Consider the following 18,191-nt stretch of genomic DNA (forward strand, 5'->3'; position numbering starts at 1 on the left):
AGATTCATTTTACCCGATTCTCGGTTCTCCATGTCTACTTTTTAGTCTAGCAGCAGTTTCCGTCAACCTCCCTGTCCCTCATCGAGATTACTCGTGCTCCATCATCGCTTCTTGTTTCGTTCGATGCACCGTGCCAAATTTATGGTGCGGCGGGGCATAAATGACATACACCTTCAGCGGCTCATTGCCGGTGTTGATGATGTTGTGCCACGTGCCCGCGGGGATGAAGACCGCGTCGTCTTCACGGATGTTTCGTACGAAGGTGAGGTGATCCGCACGATCGCCCATTTGCGCAACGCCTCGACCTTCTTCCACGCGTACAAACTGATCCGTATCCGGGTGAACCTCCAAGCCGATATCTTCACCGACCGGAATGCTCATCAAAGTGACCTGAAAATATTTGCCCGTCCAGAGAGCGGTCCGGAAGTTCCGGTTATGCTCGGCGGCATCGCTGATATTGATGACAAACGGCTGTTGCCCGTAATCTTGAAGGGGCTGCCGATCCCAAGATCCCTCTTGCAAAGGAGACGAATCGTATTCAGGATAGATCGGGCTGGGCTCGATATAGTCAGGATAGCGGGCAGGTTGATAGGCCGGCGGATTGGAATATCCGTAAGCGAAATAAGGCTGAGGATAGATGTAAGGATCATACGGAGCGGCGTACGACAAGCCGGGGTACGGTCCGGGAACATAACTCATGTCTGACATAACCTCCAAGTTTTTTTTCCATCATATGCCCATTTCTTGCTCCTGTGCTTGTATAAAATTGAGTCAATTCTACTAATGCATTCATCTAAGAATCTTCTTTCTCTCTAACATAGAATAGAACATACCTTAGCAAAGGGGAGAGATGGTATGGCAAAAACACTTTTGGATTACAACTCGACGGTTGTGACTCCGATTACCAATGGTGTTAACATTCCGATTCCGATTGCAGGGGGCGTACAGATTGCAGGGGTTTCGGTATTCCTGGATCCCGCAGATCCAGCGTCCTTGACTAACCGTGTTGAGTTGAAGGCAACAATTGGCGTTGAAGCGCAGCTGGATACGCCGAACATCCTGGTGCGTATCTGGAGAGCAGGCACCGAAATCTTCTATGGACTGGTAGAAATCGAGGACGCCTTCAACGATTGGGGCCTTATCAATGTACACATGGTTGAGCATGCCCCGCTTGGAGTCCAAAACTATCAATTGATCGTAGAAAATCAGGATAATAACAGCTCCGCCAGAGTTGTAGGACCGGTCGTATTCTCAGCGATGGCGATCGGCGGATAATCCTCTTCTTTCATGAAAGATCCCCTCGCGGTGCGACCGGAGGGGATTTTCTTGATTGTGACATTATTGGCGAGTATTGATGTTATCGGTTTTTAGGTTCCCTTCGTTTTGAATTGTTGTTTTCACAACCAAGTCCATTCTCAGACGGGGAAAATATTCCGACCGCCAATGGGCGAGCTGTTCCCTCGGGATTTTGTTCCGGAAATATTGGCCTACGCCCAAGATGTCCGCTTCATGCTGTTGCATGGACTTTATCATTCTTCTGAAACGTTCAGTCAACTGGGACTCGAGCTCATCCTTGATTGTATCGAGAGAAGGATTCCCGCGGGTTTCCAGGATCGACACCTTCAGATGGATCTGGCTGCGAATGTACGGTGCTCCGTTTTTCAGTGTAACGTGATGCTTCATGGAGTTGTCCAGGATAATCACGCTGGCGTGGTTCATGACCTCAATTCGGCCATGTGCGCTTCGCTCATTAAACGCATTGAACAGCAGGGTTTCATCCGCCGAAATTTGCCCGACCATCCGGCCATGCTGGATGATGGCAGTGCCGGCGTTCTCGATGATTGTGCTTGTTCCTGATCGAATGAGCGGAATCCCGATGTCCCGGGTGTAAGAATGGATGCTGCGAAAGATTTCCCAGATTCGCGAGACCGCGACGGTTGGGCTTAGACCGGCATTTTTCTCGAAGAAGTTGTACAACACGGTTTGATCGGTTTCTGTCTCTTTATGCAAATGATCAAAGAATTTGCCTATATCCTCATCGCAAATGGCAACCAATGCTTTGGCTGAAATTTCACGGGAACGGATGAAGCTGGAGACGCTGTCGGCTAACCCTTCCTCGGCATATTTTCGTTCAAAGACAATGACTTTTAAATGCAGCAAATCCACGCGGGATTCCATATTTGAGCTAATCTCATCAACGATCTCGGTAATCGTCTGCCCCGTTCGTGTCACGAGCATAGATTTAGTCCCATCTTGGCCCGATTCGGGAATCATAAGAAATACTTTGTACATGGAATCTACCCGGGAGATCCCCATGACGATGGGTAAGGAACGGTGATTGATATCTCGGTTATCCCAGCATCCGCTTAGCACGAAGAGGCAGCAGATGGCCAGTACCATTTTTAGCAGAAGCAGACGGGTCTTCATACGGCAGCCGCTGCCTTCCGTCGGGAAATCCATCCCAGAATATAGATCGAAAACGGAATGACGAGGTAATTATAGGCATGCAGCCAGGCATTCACATCAAAAAGGAAATCAACTTCCCGCAAATCTCGAATTTTGATGCCGAAGATGAAGATCAGCAGGTAGAGCGCGATGACGATGTAGGGCGTCCGGACGGTTTTCGGCAGACAACGCTTCAAGATCTCAGTATTGACCCAAACCGTCAAGGATACAAACAACATGAAGAACGTGACGGTGCAGAGCAAGAAGAACATCGTGATGCGGTCAAACATCAGCCAAGTAATATCAATGGTATCCACTGCGGTGATGAAAGGGAAATAGAACTTGGCCGCCGTATCCTCCCCAAAGGTTAACACCGGAATGTACACCGTAATCAAATAGAACGGAACAAGGGTAATGCTCCACCACAAGATTTTTTTACGGTTATACCGTATGCTGGGCTGGATGAATCCGAGATACATAAACCCACAGGCAAATGTAGACTCCATGTACTTGGGGTTGGTAAGGAACGAAAAATCGTTGCTCCATAAGGGGAAGACGTAATGCCAATCGACATTCTGAAACGCCATGCATAATACAAAGATAATCAGAGGGAAAAAGATCACCCCCATAAGGACGCCGGTACGAAAAAGGGCGTGGATGTCCAAGGAAGAGATGAAGGCCGAAATGATCGCAATGAGCAGCATGGTTGCCCATAACGGGGTGTAGGACAGAAACACGAGGGAGATCGTTTCCGCATACGCCCGAACCGTCACGGAGGCTAGCATAGACAAGTAAACGAATAGGGGCAACAGGAAGATCGCGGTAAGGAGCTTCCCATACTGGAGATAGATATCCATCAGGTTCTGGCCTTCAAAGCGGCTTAATCCCTTGGTATAGATGTAGATCAAAAACCAATGTAGCAGAAAGCCCAATAGGATCGAGATCCAGTGGGCTTCCTTCGTGCAGTCTATGATGGTCGTAGGGAAGATAAAGAAAACGATCCCGAGGTGAATCAGGATATGGACGATGATAACTTGAATACTTCTATCCACTCGAATCATCCTTTGGTTTAAAGAAGTGTAAGTAAGGAATGCCGTAGGTGGTCGCACTGGCAAAATAAGCGCAGAGGATAACCAAGCCGGACATAATCCCAAGAATGCCAAATAGGGCAGCCAAGATTAACGTGAGATATTTGTACAGACGCAGGGGCAACGAGTTCTGAAATCCTACCACGGTCGAGTTGGCAATACTGGTTGCCGCCAAGATAATGATCAGCAGGCTGCTGACCAATCTGGCTTGAACGACGGCTTGTCCTAAAATAATCCCTCCAACGACCGTAAGTGTAGGGCCGATGCTCTTGGGCAGTCGGACACTGGCAACGATGATAAGCTCCAGCACAATTAACAGCAGCATGGTCTCTATGAATGCCGGGTACGGTACACCGGATCGGCTCTCGGCAATCGTAAGCGCCAGTTCAATCCGCAGTACCTCCGGGTTCACGGAGACGAGCGCAACATAGAGTGCAGGGATAATCAGGTCGATGAGGATGCCAGCCAAGCGTAGCCCCCGAATGATATACATGAACATAGCCGAGTAATTCCGGTCATTCTCCATCATGAAGATATCGCTGACTAAAGCCGGTAAAATCAAGGCAAGCGGTAACCGATCGATAAAAAGAAGAAGACGGCCTTGCCGGAGCGCATAGGCAGCCTCAATCGGCAACTCGGTTGTGTAGAATTTCGGCAAGGCGCTCCACGGATGGAAGCCAAGTGATTTGGAGAGACGTTGCACATTATAGATATCTTGGTGCTTGTTCGCCTCAAGGCGCTCCTTCACTTCTCGGAGCAGATCCGGCTTCACTTGACCTTCCAAGTACATCAGGGTTATTTTTCGAGGCGTGTTCTTTCCGGTAAGGTACATCTTCGTACATAACTTTTCTGTGTTTAATTCCTTCTTCATAAGTCCTACATTGGTAAGGAGGTCATCGCTGAAGGCGCTGGCCGCACCTTGCAGTACGTTCTCATTGATCGGCTGTTCGATCCCGCGGTGCAAGGTAACGGGAACCGGCAAGACCTGCAGGTACACTTTAGGATCCGGACAGGAGACAATCAAGCTGCCGCTCGTCAAAGCGGAATACAAGGTATCTTCGTTAGGTTCCGAGAGGACTTGGCCAATATGGGCTAATACCGACAAGAAGGCAATTGGATCTTGGCTCCCGTTCCAATCCGCCTCTCGGAGGGAGGTCTGCAGATTCGCCCAAGTTCTCGGCAGATCGATCAATGACTTGAATCCCATGACGCGAACTGGTCGTCCAGCCCATATATGCTCTTCGATAAAAAAATCGCCGTCCTGCTCAAAACGGCTGCGAATGCGGTCCACAAGTTCCATTGCCAATCCTCTTTCTCTTTAAATCGTCTCAATGGAAGTGTTTGCTGGAAAGGATGGAAATATGTACGTTGATAGAAAAACACCGCCAAGGAAATGACGGTGTGCTCCATGCTGAATACCCGGAAGCTGTAGCTTCCGGGTCGTCCGTCTCCCAAACGGATGGCTAACGGTGTTCAATCAAGTCGATGGTACCCAACACAATATGGGCCAAACCAAAGCCAAGCGCACCGGTAGCGGCAAGCTTATACTTGCTTCCAAGCAGTGTTGCGGCCGAAGCGGATACTACAGCTCCAAGAACGGTAGGAATCAAACCTTCGCGCATTTCATACACCCCTTTGGATTGTTTGGAAAGACAGCCTTATTCTAAGCAAAACAGGCACCGGCTATGCGCGCCAATGCCTGCTTCGTATTGTTATCCAAGCCTTCATATACACGTGAAGACCGGCCTTATTGTCCCTGCTCCGACTACAACAAACTGCCTGTTTCTAAAACAACAAATGCCCTACCTCTCATTTGTCCTTGCGGCTCCGATGACCGCGCCAGTGTGAATCAGAAAAACGTCCAAATTCTTACTTTGATTGGGTCATTCAAATAAGGAATTTCATACCGAACGGTATAAGGAGAGTTATAATCTTCTGAGGAACTGCAACGTGGTTATAACAACTAATTAATTATTATACTTGAATTAACCCAAAAAAGCAATGCATATATTTAGAGGGCTTTTTTAAGTGATGATTTTGTGAAACCCGGGGAAAACCGAAGAACGTGAGATATTTGTCACACTAGAGGAGGGAAGGCACCATGTATAATGAGGTCATCTAAGATTTATATAATCAAAAAATAAGGGAGTTAGCCATGAAACGCGGAGATATCCTGTTGATCGGAGCCATCGTCGTGATTGCTTTGGCCTTCTTGGTTCCGAGATGGTTTGGTGATTCAAGTGAAAACAATCACAATAATGTGAGTCAGGTTGCGAGAATCACAGTGGATGGGAAGCTGTTTAAGACGGTGCAATTGACCGGAGAAGAACAGACGGTGGACATTAAAACGGAGTATGGCTACAACATTTTGAAGGTACATGACTACGGGATTGAAATGATCGACGCTGACTGCCCGGATAAAGTGTGTCTGACCTTCGGATTTATTGACCGGAACGGCGGGACGATTGTTTGCCTGCCACATAAGTTGATGGTTGAAGTGGTAGCTACAGAAGGGGGCGACGGAGTTGATGCAATCCTTTAATGAGTCATCAAGCCTGATGTTAAAAAGAACGGTGATCGTCGCGATATTCGCGGCAGTGGCGGTCGTTCTCAGCTTGGTAGAGTCTCTGATTCCCGTGAACATGAGCGTGCCTGGGGCGAAGCTTGGGCTGGCGAATATCATGGTGCTGACTTGCCTTTATTTTCTCAGGGCCCGGGACGCCTTCATGATGGTGCTGTTAAAGACGCTGCTCACGGCGTTTATTTTCGGGACCTTTTCCAGCTTTCTGTTCAGTATTATGGGGGCGTTGTTCAGCTTTGCGGCGATGTGGTTTCTGCTGCTGATTGGGCGCAGACGGCTAAGCGTTATCGGGATTAGCATCGTTGGGGGGATTGCCCATAATATCGGGCAATTGACCGCCGCTGCTTTGTATTTTAGTACGACGAAAATTTTCTATTATTTACCGATGTTGCTCATCATGGGAGTTCTGACCGGGATCGCCGTTGGGATTGCCGTGAGATATTTGATTCCGTCGTTGTCGAAGCTGTCTTTGTTTGAAGGTTTTTTAGCGGAAACGGCATAAGCCGGAGGGGCTTCACACGACGTACACCTTAAGGGGAGAGAGAAATGGGAGAAACCGGATTCGCATATGAGCTGACGGAGGTTTCCTTCGCCTATCACCCGGAGCATCCTGTGCTTCATGATGTTACGCTTAGCATCCCTTCGGGCAGCTGGGTGTCGTTGGTGGGGCCGAACGGCTGCGGCAAATCCACGCTGGCAAAGCTGCTGGGCGGTTTGTTGGGGGCTAACCATGGCGCAATATATGTACAAGGAACGAAGCTGGATCGGGATACGTTGACTTCGCTGCGTCCCCGCATCGGAATGGTGTTTCAAAACCCGGACAACCAATTTATTGGCGCCACGGTCGAAGAGGACATTGCCTTTGGCTTAGAGGGGCGTAATCTACCGCGAGAAGTCATGGTAGGGCGCGTAAAGGAATATGCGGATAAACTGCACATCGGCCATCTGCTGTCCAAGCATCCCTCGGAGTTGTCGGGAGGACAAAAACAGCGGGTGGCCGTCGCTTCCATCTTGGCGATGGAGCCGGACATCGTCATCTTTGATGAGGCCTCCTCGATGTTGGACGAGAAAGCCCGGGGCGAGCTGCTTGCCATCCTGCAGGACATGAAGCAGAGCGGACGTTACACGATGGTCTCGATTACGCATGACGCCGACGAGATTATGGCTTCGGATCGGGCGATCGTGCTGGGGGACGGAACGGTCGCTGCTGACCTGGAGCCAGGCGAGCTGTTTGGGGATGAAGCCCTGCTGGTAAATTGCCGGCTGATCGCTCCTTATCGGATTCGGCTGCAACAGGAGCTGAGGCGGCGAGGCGTGACGCTTCCTGCGGGCTTTGAACCAGTTGGTGAAGAGGAGGCGAATCTTTAATGGCGATACAGTTCGAGCAAGTCAGCTTCGCTTATGATGAGCGCAGCCTATGGCGGCACCATGCGTTGCAGGAGGTCGACCTCTACCTGTCGGACGGCGTATTTGCCGGAATTGCCGGGGCTTCCGGCTCGGGCAAATCGACGTTGATGCAGCATTTGAACGGCATTTTGAAGCCGACGGGCGGGAAGGTGCACGTTCTGGACGTAACGATGGAAGCTGGCGGCAAGGCACCGCCGCTGCGCGAGCTGCGGAGGCGGGTGGGGCTCGTCTTCCAGTTCCCGGAGCAGCAGTTGTTCGAGGACACGGTGGAGAAGGACCTCTGCTTTGGTCCGCTGAATTTTGGCTGCTCCTTAGACGAAGCCAAGGCGCGAGCCCGCCGCGCGCTGGCCCTGGTCGGGCTGGACGACACCTTCCTTAGCCGCAATCCGCTCCGCTTGAGCGGGGGCCAGATGCGCAAAGTGGCGATTGCCTCAGTGCTGGCGATGGAGCCGGATGTGATCGCGCTGGATGAGCCGACAGCGACGCTGGATCCGCAGAGCCGTGCCGAATTGGCGGCAATGCTGTCACGGCTGCACCGTGAAGAGGGGAAGACGGTGATCGTGGTCACGCACCGGATGGAGGAAATCCTTCCGTTCGCAGAGCAATGGATCGTGATGAAAGACGGTCGGAAATCGTTCCAAGGCAGTGCGGCAGAGCTGGTCCAGGAGGCTTCACGGTTGGAGGCCGAGGGGCTCGCGATCCCCGCGTGTATCCGTTATTGGAATCAAGCGGCAGCCATGTTCGGTCTGACGGGGGAGCCGCCGTGTTTGACGGCGGAGGCATTGGCCGAGCGGTTGGCTCGGTTGTTGAGCGATGAGTCTGGAGCGGATCGGTCAGAGGAGCAGCCTGAGCTTGTCGGGCGATCGGAAGAACGGGGGGCGTCAGCGGGTGCGTTGGTGGAAGGCCATGTGTTGGAGGAGCTTCCCGTACCGGCCTCGTTGTCCGTGGATCAGCCCGTTCCGGCCGGGCGGCTCAAGCCGATCCTTTCCGGCGTTTCAGGGGAAGGAGGCAACGGACATGCGAAATAAGCTGCTGTTCGGACGCAGTATTGATACCGGCTCTTGGGTGCATGCAGTGGATCCCCGGGCCAAGTTGACCGGGATGATGCTGTACTTGATCACGATCGTAGCCGTTGGCTCTTGGCCTGCTTTGGCGGTGGCTGCGGTGTTTTCGGTTGCCTATATGCTGTCGACCAAGATCCCGCTGAAATATTATTTGAAGGCGGCCAAACCGCTGTGGGTGCTGATGGTGTTCATCTTCATCGTTCAGTGCTTCACGGTAGAGTCGGGGGAAGCGCTTTGGTCTATCGGCTCCTGGACCCTGTACAGCGGCGGAGTCAGCAGCGGACTCATCGCGGCCTCCCGGATGGGGCTGCTGGTATCATTCACGGCGATCCTGACGTTTACGACAACGCCAGGGGTGTTGAATCAAGGATTGAGCGGGGTGCTGAAGCCTCTCAAACGCCTTGGCCTCTCGTCCGAGCGATTGACGCTGATGATGAGCATTGCGCTGCGCTTTATCCCCACGATTTTGGAGGAAACGCACAAGATTCTTAAAGCGCAGGCGTCGCGCGGTGCGGACCTGAAGGAGCTGCCATGGAAGGAGAAGGGGCGCATGCTGGTCTCGCTTCTTGTGCCGGTGACAGTCAGCGCCTTCCGCCGGGCGGAAGAGCTTGTATTGTCCATGGAGTCCCGGGGCTACACGTTAGGCGCACCGCGTTCGGAATACCACTTGTTGGTCTGGAGAAGTCGGGACACTTGGTTTGTCTTGTCCTATGTGGTTCTGGCTGCAACGGTTGTGGTCTATCGGTTGATTTGAACTACCAATGCAAGACTGTCCGTGAGTCATTCATGTAGATAGAGTTGGATGGGATAGGTTGATAGGTTGGACATCTAAATCATGTGAGGGGGAAACGGCTGTGGCACGTTTTTTTAATGGCAAAGAAGTGGAGCTGCTGGCGCCTACGGGGACGTTCGAGATTTTCAAACAAGTCATTGTTGAGAATTGTGATGCGGTGTATTTCGGAGGGCCTAACCTGAATATGCGCCTGATGCGCAAAGGATTTAATTTTAGCCTGGAGGAAATTACGGAAGCTGTCCAGATTGCGCATGGACTTGGCAAAAAAGCCTACGTCACCGTCAACAATTTGCTGAATGAAGGCGAGTTGGAGGAGGCGCGGGCCTATTTGCGTTTCCTGGAATCGGCGGGACCGGATGCGATCATTGTCCAGGATTTTGCGGTGCTGAAGCTGATCCGGGAGATGAACTTGAAGTTAAACGTGCACTCCTCCGTCATGATGAACGTGCACAACGTGGAGATGGTCCGCGCTTTACAGGAGCTTGGGGTGACTCGCGTCGTCACTTCGCGGGAAATGGACCTTATGACAACTCGCTATCTTCAACAAGCGACCGGTATGGAGCTGGAGTACTTTGTGCATGGGGATATGTGCTCGGTGCATGGGGCGAACTGTTACTTCAGTTCGGCGGTATTCGGGATGAGCAGTAACCGGGGCAAATGCCTGAAGCCGTGCCGCTGGGATTATCGTGTAAAAAAAGACGGCAACGTCTATCCGGCGGAATACCCGTTGGCGGTTAAAGACATGTTCATGTACGAGCATATCCCAGAGCTGATTCATGGCGGGATCACTTCCTTCAAAATCGAAGGCCGCATGCGGGATGCCGCCTTCGTGGTGATGCTGGTGAAGGCGTATGGCGACGCGATTGACCGTTATATTAACGATCCGGTAGGCTTTGAACGCAACCGGGATACCAAGCTGCTTTATGATCATCGCAAGCGGGATTTTTCAACAGCCTATGCGTTTGGCCGACCGGGATTGTCCAACATCAACCGGCGTTACGAAGGAACAGGGAAGTTCTATAGCACAGGTAAAGTGTTCAGTACGCCAACGGAGGAACGGGAGCTCAGCGACAAACGGGTTGCTGTGATTCGCGAGACACTGGCGGAGGTGGGAGAAGAGAAGGGAACGGTGCAGGAGAATCACGCGGCTCCTGGCGTCTCCGTGCACGTGAATAACGTGGCTCAGGCCAAGGCTGCGCTGGAAGCGGGAGCTGACCATCTTTATCTCTCCGGCGACGTTTTTGAGCCGGATCGTCCGTTTACGAAGCAGGATGTGAAGGAACTGGCGGCAGTCAAAGGGAATGCGAAGCTTTATCTGAGCCTGCCGCGGATGATGACGGAACTGCATTTTGAAATGTATGACGGATTGTTGTCGGGCGAACGGTTGCCGATTGACGGCGTGATGGTGACAAATCTGGGCGCAATTCGGAAATTTGCCGATAAAGGGTACCCGCTGGTCGGGGATTTCAATCTGAACGTCTACAATCAGCTCGCGGCTGAGTTTTACCGGGAGCAGGGCGTCAGCCGGCTTACGGCCTCGATGGAGCTGCCGCTGAAGGAGCTGGCCGCGCTGCTGGCGCATGCCCCAGGCCCGCTGGAGGCCATCGTTCACGGCACACCGGCGATCATGTACATGGAGCATGACTTATACGAAAACGCCGAAGTGTTCCAAGCCATTGGCGAGGAAGACAATCACTTCGTGGATAACAGCATTCTCGTGCTAAAAACCGATAAAGGCGAAAATCCGGTTTACCGGGATGTGCATGGCCGCAACCATCTGATGTTGGCGAAAGAACTCTGTTTGTTGCCCGCGGTGAAGGAGTTGCTTGCGGCGGGACTCTCTGTCTTCCGCATCGAAGGGGCAACCTACCGCCCAGAACAGCTGGCCGAAATCGTGCGCACCTATAAGGCGGCGCTGGCGGATCCTGCAGCGGCCGGGTCGTTGTTTGCCGCGATGAAGCCGGTTTATGCCGGCTATACGCTGGGCGCGTTGCAGTTTGACGGCGGCAGAGCGAGCGGGGCAGCGGGTGCCGGAGCGGAGGCAGCCTCGACTCCCGAAGGCTCTGTCAAGGAAGAGGGCGTGGAAGTACGGGCTGAAGTGGCTGCAGGTGTGAAGTAGGAGTGGGAGCAAGAGCAGGAGTGCAAGCCTAGTTGGGGGAAAGGAAGCGAAAGAACATGTCAAATTACATCGGACCGGACGAAGTGATCAAGAAACGGCAGCAATATTTTTATCCTTGCACCATCCATTTCTATCGAAATCCGCCGCAGTTGGTGAAAGGGGAAATGCAGTATTTGTACGGTCATGACGGGAAGCGGTATACGGACTTTTTTGCCGGCGTCTCCGTTGTGGCCAGCGGGCACTGCAATCCAGAGATTGCGGAACGGACGGCCGAGCAGCTGCGGATGCTGCAACACACGTCCACGATCTATTTGACGCAGCCGAATGTGGATTTGGCGGAGCGGCTGGCGGACGTGCTGCCGGGGAATCTGCGCCGCACCTTCTTCGTGAACAGCGGCTCGGAGGCGAATGAAGGCGCCTTGCTGCTGGCTCGCATGCATACGGGGCGGCGGGGCTTCCTGGCGCTGGAGCAAGGGCTCCACGGCCGGACGTATTTGACGATGAGTGTGACCGGGCTGGCGATGTGGCGGACGGATCCACAGCTGGCGCATGACACGGATGTCACGTTTATCCCCCGGCCGTATGAGCGCGGGCTCAGCGCCGATGAGGCGGCACGCCGTTCCATCGCCGCGCTGGAGGCTGCGCTGGCGGAGAAGGGCGGCGAGATCGCGGCAATGATCGCCGAGCCGATCCAGGGGAACGCCGGCATCGTCGCGCCGGCGGACTGGTATTTCGCTGAAGCGAAGCGGCTGCTGGAGCAGCACGGCGTGCTGCTCATCGCCGATGAGATTCAGACCGGCTTCGGCCGAACGGGCCGTATGTTCGCTATGGACCGTTACGGCGTCACGCCGGACATCCTGACGATGGCCAAGGCGCTGGGCAGCGGCATTCCGGTGGCGGGCTTCGCCACCACGGACGAGATCGCTGCCAGCCTGAACCGGCCATCCGCCTCCACGTTCGGCGGCAACCCGGTCTCGTCCGTGACCGCGCTCGCGGTCCTGGACTACATCGAGGCGCATCGCCTGCCGGAGCGGGCCGAGCGCCTCGGTGAGCTGCTGCGCGGCGGCCTCCTGCGCCTCGCCGCGCGGTTCCCACAGCACGTCTCCGACGTGCGCGGCGCAGGGCTGATGCTCGGCGCAGAGCTGTGCGCCGAGGAGCCCGCCCGCGGCGCGAAGCTCACCGACGACGTGCTGGAAGCGATGCTGGACCGCGGCTATATCATCGGCAAGAACGGCGTGAACCGCAACGTTCTGGCCTTCCAACCGCCGCTGGTCATCGACGAGGCCGACGTGCGCGGCATGCTGGACGCGCTGGAGGCTTCGCTGGCGGAGCTGGTGTAACCCAGCTCCGCCAGCAGATGCGTTAGGCGGCAGTAGTGGGTGTGCCGCCTAAACGACAGGGGCTCCGCTTGCATAGCATGCCGCTGCCTAAGCGTCAGACGCGCCGCGCAGCCACAGGCGCCCCCAGCGCCGGCAGGCACCTCAGCGCTTGCAGGCACCTCAGCGCCTGCCGGCACTTCCGGCGTCGGCCAGGGGTCCCAGCGCTCGCCAGCGTCCCAGCTTTGCTGCGTGAGGGGCCCAACGGGCACTCGCGCACGCAAAGGCCGCCCATGGTGACGCCGGCCCCTGGTCAATAACGGTAAAATTGACCGTTATTTTTCGGCGTACCGGCGATTTACGTGAAATAGCGGTAAATGATACCGCTAATTTTACGATTGGCGGCCGTTTTGGCGGAATATGCGGAAAATAAGAGTACTTTTTACCGTTATTTTGCTGGAAACAGGCCGATGGGCCGAAAATAAAGGTACTTATTAACGTTAATGAGACGGTCAGCCATGGGAGGGACGTCTGCTGAGTGAGAGACGTCTGTCGAGTGAGATACGTCTGCCGAGAGCGGGGAGACGTGGCCTGACCGCCTGTCGCGCCGTCAGAAACGTGCGCTGGGAGTAGCACCCTGTCCGGCGAGGCTTGTGGTCCTCTAGCTGCACATGCTGTCCCGCTGCGTCGGGGCATGCCTGACGGACTGGACTCGCTAGCATGAAGGAGCACTTATATTAACAGTGCACGTTACGCTACGTGTTTTTTAGATGAGGAGAGTGACTATCGATGGAAATAGCCCGCAAAATCGGCACCAAAATTCGGTTGTACAGCGAATTGGTGATGTTTTCGCACACGTTGTTTTCGCTGCCCTTTGCGATCATCTCGATGATTTGGGCGGCAGAGGGATTCCCTTCATGGCACGTGATGCTGTGGGGACTGATCGCCTTGATCGGCGCCCGAAACGGGGCGAACGCCTTTAACCGCGTCGTCGACCGCGTTTTTGACGCGCAAAATCCACGCACCGCGCATCGTCACCTGCCGCAAAAGCTACTCGACGCCAAGGAGGTGCTGGTGTTCGTTGTGGTGAACTATGCGATCTTTATTTTTGCTGCAGGCATGTTAAATCCTTTGTGCTTGATCTTGTCGCCGGTGGCCATTTTCCTGATCTCTTCCTATTCTTATACCAAACGGTTTACGTACTTGAGCCATCTGTACCTGGGCTTTACGATTGCTTCGGCCCCCATCGGCGCCTGGTTTGCGGTTACCGGCCAATTTGCCTTTACGCCGTTTGTCCTCGGCACTGTAGTGATGCTGTGGATTGCCGGCTTCGATATTATCTACGGCTCCCAGGATATTGAATTTGACCGCAATCACGGACTCTGGTCGATCCCTAGCGCGTTTGGGCTCAAGAACGGTCTGCGGATCGCAGCCGGCCTGCATGCGATTATGGTGCTGCTGCTGATTGCTTTAATCCCGATTCGCCACCTGAGCTGGCTTTATATTACGGGGATTATCATCGCGATCCTGCTGCTAATGACGGAGCACAAAATCATTAAGCCGTCGAACTGGAAACGGATGAATGTGGCCTCGTACAATTTGAACCAGGTCATCAGCATGGTGATTCTGTTCTTTACGCTAGGGGATTACTTCCTCCTGTGAAATGGTCGCTGAATACAGAGCAACAGACGCTTTAATACACAAAAAAGCACGAACCATAAGGGATAAGCTTCCTTGAGGTTCGTGCTTATTTTTATTTCTCCCGCCCGCTGAAATACTCCAGCAGCGCTTGCAGATCCCGGTGCGCCGGGTAATGGCTGAGCCGGTGAATAATATCCTGCGCTTCAGCAAGATATTGGCGGCTGAGCGCTTCGGTTTGCTCCAGCGCGCCGCTGGCTTGAATCGCCGCGACGACGGCGTCCACTTCTTCGGCAGGGCTGTCTGCCGAGATAGCCCGGATCGTCGGGGCAAGGGTTTCGTCCTGCAACGCGAACAGGACGGGCAAGGTCACTTGGCCGCTGCGCAGGTCGCTGCCAGCCGGCTTGCCTAGCTTCTCCGCCGATTGGGTGAAATCGAGCACGTCGTCACGGATTTGGAACGACATGCCCAGCTTTTCACCAAAGCGATACAGCAGCTCGGCCGTTTCCGTATCCGCTCCGGCGGCCTTAGCGCCGATTTGCAGGCAAGTGGCCATCAGTTGTGCGGTTTTATTTTTCGATTTCTCCAAGTATTCGTCGATCGTCACGTCATAGTCGAATAAGTGAGCAAGCTGCTGATATTCTCCGAGACATAGCTTGGTTGTGGCTAGAGAGGAGAGGTCGTACACGAATTTCTCTTGTTCCGCCGAATAGACGGAGATCAGCTCGATGACCCTCGCTGACATATAATTGCCTACATGCAGTGCACCGCTCACGCCCAGCTTGATATGCATCGCTTTCTGGCCGCGCCGCATGGGGGAATCATCGATAATATCGTCATGAATCAGTGAAGCGGCGTGGATGAATTCTGCAGCACCGGCGAGCCGCCAGACCTTCTTCTCATCGGGATCAGGGCCGAAGCGGCTGCCGACGATCACCATCAAGGGGCGAATTCGTTTGCCGCCAGAACGAATCAATTCGATGATAGCTTTGGCCAATTGGGAGGAACGAGGGACGTCGCGATCATATTTGACCATGTTCTCAATTTCCCGATCGACAGTTTTTAAGGGGATGTTCAGTGTTTCCTCAAGCTTCATGTCGCTTCCCTCCTAAACTTGGGCTGGCAGTCATGGACACCGGTGCCGAGTATTTTGCAGGGCATCCGAAATCTCACAGGCATTCTCCGTCCACGGCCGTCTACATCGCCTGGCTGGCGGTGCTGCGGTTGTTGTCCAGCTGCAGGAACCGTTCCCAGGCTTTGAGCAAGCGCTCGTCTTCCGGATGACCTTGGGCGCGTTTGATTTGGAGTTGTTTGATGATCGGAGCGAGATGCCCAAGCAGATTGAATTCTTCCCACTTCAGGCAAAGCTCGACGTAAAAGCTGTATAGATAGTCGCCATCCAACACTTTGCGGGTTAACGTCTCGCCGGGGGCGAGGGAGCTGCATTCACTATGGCGTTGAAGGGCAAGCTTGATTGCGATGTAAATGGATAACAGACGGCGTTGGCGTACCTGCGGCATGTCGTATTGCTCCAGCAAGGTAGCCAGGGGTGCCGCTTCAGGATAGGGTAAATCTACAATAATGCCGGTTTCGGGCGATAATTCGCCCTGCAATAAGCGATAAGCGTCTTCGATAAGCTTCGGATTCATAAGGACACACACTCCTTAAAGAGGTAGTTCAAAAAAGTCATCAGTTGATTACGAACCAACAATAGGCAGCGTATCCGGTGCTGAATCCTGACTTTTTTGAACCTTCGCCTAAATGCAGGCAGGCTTGCAGGGGATCCTCACACCGATGTCGGCAAAAGGATAAAAATGAGAGTAATGTACGCTTGAGGGCGCACATTACTCCAGTTCAAAGTTGCATAAAGAGCTGCGATTATTCCGTGTATAGGTACCATCTTCGTACGAACGGGATTCGTTTCCATTGTTTCTTGAGCCAAGGAAGTACATAGTAATCCAGGCCAAATGTGCTGCCCGATCCGCCGATCAATGCGACGCCTGCGGTCATGTACCACAGCATTTCCGTCGAGGCCATGCTGGAAGACCAGATCATGACGCCGAGAGCGACGGTGGCTGCCGAAGCGACAGCGGTGAACAGGCCAACGATGATCATGATGCCAAGGGCGATTTCCGCAAACACCATAAAGAACTGGAACACAGTTGCTAGAGCGGTATATCCGCCATCCGAGGTGTAGAAGAAGACATCCATAAACCAGCTGACGATGCTCTTGATAAATCCAGGTACCGGCAAAGCCGTAACTGCGGTCGAGGCGCTTTCTACGGCTGAAGCTGCCGCTTGAGCATCGACGGTCTTCGTCACTTCACTAGCTGCTTCACTGGCTGCTGACACAACGTCAGCTTTCGGAGAAGCAGGGATAAGGAAGATGTTCGAAGGGTCTTTCCAAACCTTCGGAAGCTTATCGAGACCTTCTTCCAGCCACTTGTAGCCTACGAAAATCCGCAGCGGCAGGAGCCAGAAGTTCGGCGAACGCTTCGCAAAGTGACCGCCAACGAAGCTTCTGCGATTGTTCACGTGGAAGAATTCATGCATCATATAAGTCCATACTTTCGCAAAACCAGCCACGGTGAACAGGTAATACATATTGATTAAGTGCTTGCAGAACATGGCCATGAAGCCGCTCATCATGAACATTTTGTTTGGCAATCCGACATTCGCTACGCCGTAGCGGCTGCCGATGCAGACCATTGTTCCGTGGAAGCCCGGTTTATAGGACTTCTTCGGTTTGCCATGAACGTCCGCATAAATGTTATGAGCGATGAGTGGACCCGCTTGTTCGGCGTTCTCAACCATCTGCGGTACCGGACGGGTTTCGCCTTCCGGGATGAAGAAGATGTTGTCGCCAACGATATAGACGTTCTCGTGATCGACGCTTTGCAGCTTGTCGTTAGTGACGATCCGCTTGCGGCCTTCTTGCTTCACATCGAGCTTGCCGACGAGCTCAGAGCCTTCAACCCCGGCAGTCCACACGATCGTATCCGCTTCGAGCTCTTTCCCTTCGCCAAGCTGTACGCTGGTTGGGGTAACGCCGGTGATTTTGGCGCTTGTAATGATCTCTACGTTCATTTTGTGCAGACGTTTCGTCGCTTTTTCGATCAATTTATCCGGCAGGATCGGCAGGATTTTCGGAGCCATATCGGCTACGACCAGGCGAACCTCGCTCGGATCGATATAGAACTCTTTGCACAGTTCATCGCGGAATTCAGCCAATTCGCCAACCAGTTCCACGCCGGTAAAGCCGGCGCCGACAACGACAAAGGACAGCATTTTACGGCGTTTTGCCGGATTGCTTACCTTCGCCGCTTCGCTGAACTTGCGACGTACTTGCTCTTTCAGACGCACAGCGTCTTCATAAGACCACAGGGTCAAGGCGTGCTCCTCAGCGCCCGGGATCCCAAAGAAGGTTGGTTTACAGCCGGTACCGATGACGAGGTAATCGTATTTATAAGTCTCTCGTTTGGACCGAAGCTCATTGGCGTTAAAATCAATGGCATCGATGGAATCGAGCACGACATCCACCTTTTGCCCTGCAAAAATCTTCTTCAATTCAATCTTGACAGAATCCTCTGGCGCCCGGTTTGCTGCAACCTCGTGCAGCTCCGTCAGCAGCGTATGATAGGGATTGCGGTCAATCAGTTGGATCTCCACATCTTTGTCTTTTTTGAACAGTTTGGCCAGATGCTTGGAAGTGACTACACCGCCATAACCGCCGCCCAAAA

Annotated in this window: 17 protein-coding genes; 9 read left to right on the plus strand and 8 right to left on the minus strand. The window is 53.5% G+C overall.

Features of this window, described 5'->3' with window-relative positions; all coding sequences use genetic code 11:
• Positions 1–87: 87 nt before the first annotated feature.
• Positions 88–699: a cupin domain-containing protein gene (locus RW092_RS23215; RefSeq protein ID WP_316011408.1), complete on the minus strand. Its 612-nt coding sequence runs from the start codon at positions 697–699 to the stop codon at positions 88–90.
• Between the two features lie 156 nt (positions 700–855).
• Between RW092_RS23215 and RW092_RS23220 the strand changes: the two genes are divergently transcribed.
• Positions 856–1,275: a hypothetical protein gene (locus tag RW092_RS23220; RefSeq protein ID WP_316011409.1), complete on the plus strand. Its 420-nt coding sequence runs from the start codon at positions 856–858 to the stop codon at positions 1,273–1,275.
• Positions 1,276–1,338: 63 nt separating this feature from the next.
• Here RW092_RS23220 and RW092_RS23225 read toward each other — a convergent pair whose 3' ends face one another.
• From RW092_RS23225 to RW092_RS23240, 4 genes are all read right to left on the minus strand, one after another.
• Positions 1,339–2,427, minus strand: coding sequence for a Ger(x)C family spore germination protein (locus RW092_RS23225; protein ID WP_316011410.1), 1,089 nt, complete (start codon positions 2,425–2,427; stop codon positions 1,339–1,341).
• The gene (locus RW092_RS23230; RefSeq protein ID WP_316011411.1) at positions 2,424–3,497 is read right to left on the minus strand and encodes a GerAB/ArcD/ProY family transporter; all 1,074 of its coding nucleotides are present in this window, start codon (positions 3,495–3,497) and stop codon (positions 2,424–2,426) included. Before RW092_RS23230 ends, RW092_RS23225 begins: the two co-directional genes overlap by 4 nt.
• On the minus strand, positions 3,490–4,833 hold the full coding sequence (locus tag RW092_RS23235; RefSeq protein ID WP_316011412.1) for a spore germination protein: 1,344 nt from the start codon (positions 4,831–4,833) through the stop codon (positions 3,490–3,492). Before RW092_RS23235 ends, RW092_RS23230 begins: the two co-directional genes overlap by 8 nt.
• 163 nt (positions 4,834–4,996) lie before the next feature.
• Positions 4,997–5,155 carry a hypothetical protein gene (locus RW092_RS23240; RefSeq protein ID WP_028538097.1) on the minus strand — a complete coding sequence of 53 codons (159 nt, stop codon included), beginning with the start codon at positions 5,153–5,155 and terminating at the stop codon, positions 4,997–4,999.
• Between the two features lie 533 nt (positions 5,156–5,688).
• Here RW092_RS23240 and RW092_RS23245 point away from each other — a divergent pair.
• The 8 genes from RW092_RS23245 (at position 5,689) to RW092_RS23280 (ending at position 14,475) form a co-directional block, all read left to right on the plus strand.
• Positions 5,689–6,075, plus strand: coding sequence for a NusG domain II-containing protein (locus RW092_RS23245; RefSeq protein ID WP_316011413.1), 387 nt, complete (start codon positions 5,689–5,691; stop codon positions 6,073–6,075).
• A complete protein-coding gene (locus tag RW092_RS23250; RefSeq protein WP_316011414.1) occupies positions 6,062–6,616 on the plus strand; it encodes a Gx transporter family protein in 555 nt (184 codons plus the stop codon). Before RW092_RS23245 ends, RW092_RS23250 begins: the two co-directional genes overlap by 14 nt.
• 44 nt (positions 6,617–6,660) lie before the next feature.
• Positions 6,661–7,482: an ATP-binding cassette domain-containing protein gene (locus tag RW092_RS23255; protein ID WP_316011415.1), complete on the plus strand. Its 822-nt coding sequence runs from the start codon at positions 6,661–6,663 to the stop codon at positions 7,480–7,482.
• A complete protein-coding gene (locus RW092_RS23260; protein ID WP_316011416.1) occupies positions 7,482–8,549 on the plus strand; it encodes an ATP-binding cassette domain-containing protein in 1,068 nt (355 codons plus the stop codon). Before RW092_RS23255 ends, RW092_RS23260 begins: the two co-directional genes overlap by 1 nt.
• Entirely contained in the window at positions 8,539–9,339 is an 801-nt protein-coding gene (locus tag RW092_RS23265) for an energy-coupling factor transporter transmembrane component T family protein (protein ID WP_316011417.1), read from the plus strand. Before RW092_RS23260 ends, RW092_RS23265 begins: the two co-directional genes overlap by 11 nt.
• A 100-nt stretch (positions 9,340–9,439) precedes the next feature.
• Complete coding sequence (locus RW092_RS23270) at positions 9,440–11,497, plus strand: peptidase U32 family protein (protein WP_016313639.1); 2,058 nt, start codon at positions 9,440–9,442, stop codon at positions 11,495–11,497.
• A 56-nt stretch (positions 11,498–11,553) separates the two neighbouring features.
• Positions 11,554–12,837 carry an aspartate aminotransferase family protein gene (locus tag RW092_RS23275; RefSeq protein ID WP_016313638.1) on the plus strand — a complete coding sequence of 428 codons (1,284 nt, stop codon included), beginning with the start codon at positions 11,554–11,556 and terminating at the stop codon, positions 12,835–12,837.
• A gap of 765 nt (positions 12,838–13,602) precedes the next feature.
• Complete coding sequence (locus RW092_RS23280) at positions 13,603–14,475, plus strand: UbiA-like polyprenyltransferase (RefSeq protein WP_016313637.1); 873 nt, start codon at positions 13,603–13,605, stop codon at positions 14,473–14,475.
• Between the two features lie 91 nt (positions 14,476–14,566).
• Here the strand turns inward: RW092_RS23280 and RW092_RS23285 are convergent, their stop codons facing one another.
• From RW092_RS23285 to RW092_RS23295, 3 genes are all read right to left on the minus strand, one after another.
• Positions 14,567–15,547, minus strand: coding sequence for a polyprenyl synthetase family protein (locus RW092_RS23285; RefSeq protein WP_316011418.1), 981 nt, complete (start codon positions 15,545–15,547; stop codon positions 14,567–14,569).
• A gap of 100 nt (positions 15,548–15,647) precedes the next feature.
• Complete coding sequence (locus RW092_RS23290) at positions 15,648–16,100, minus strand: hypothetical protein (RefSeq protein ID WP_316011419.1); 453 nt, start codon at positions 16,098–16,100, stop codon at positions 15,648–15,650.
• Between the two features lie 229 nt (positions 16,101–16,329).
• On the minus strand, positions 16,330–18,189 hold the full coding sequence (locus tag RW092_RS23295) for an NAD(P)/FAD-dependent oxidoreductase (RefSeq protein ID WP_316011420.1): 1,860 nt from the start codon (positions 18,187–18,189) through the stop codon (positions 16,330–16,332).
• Between the last annotated feature and the right edge of the window lie 2 nt (positions 18,190–18,191).

Origin of the sequence: Paenibacillus sp. 3LSP (genome assembly GCF_032465655.1) — a bacterium.
In the GTDB taxonomy this organism is placed as follows: Bacteria; Bacillota; Bacilli; order Paenibacillales; family Paenibacillaceae; genus Fontibacillus; species Fontibacillus barengoltzii.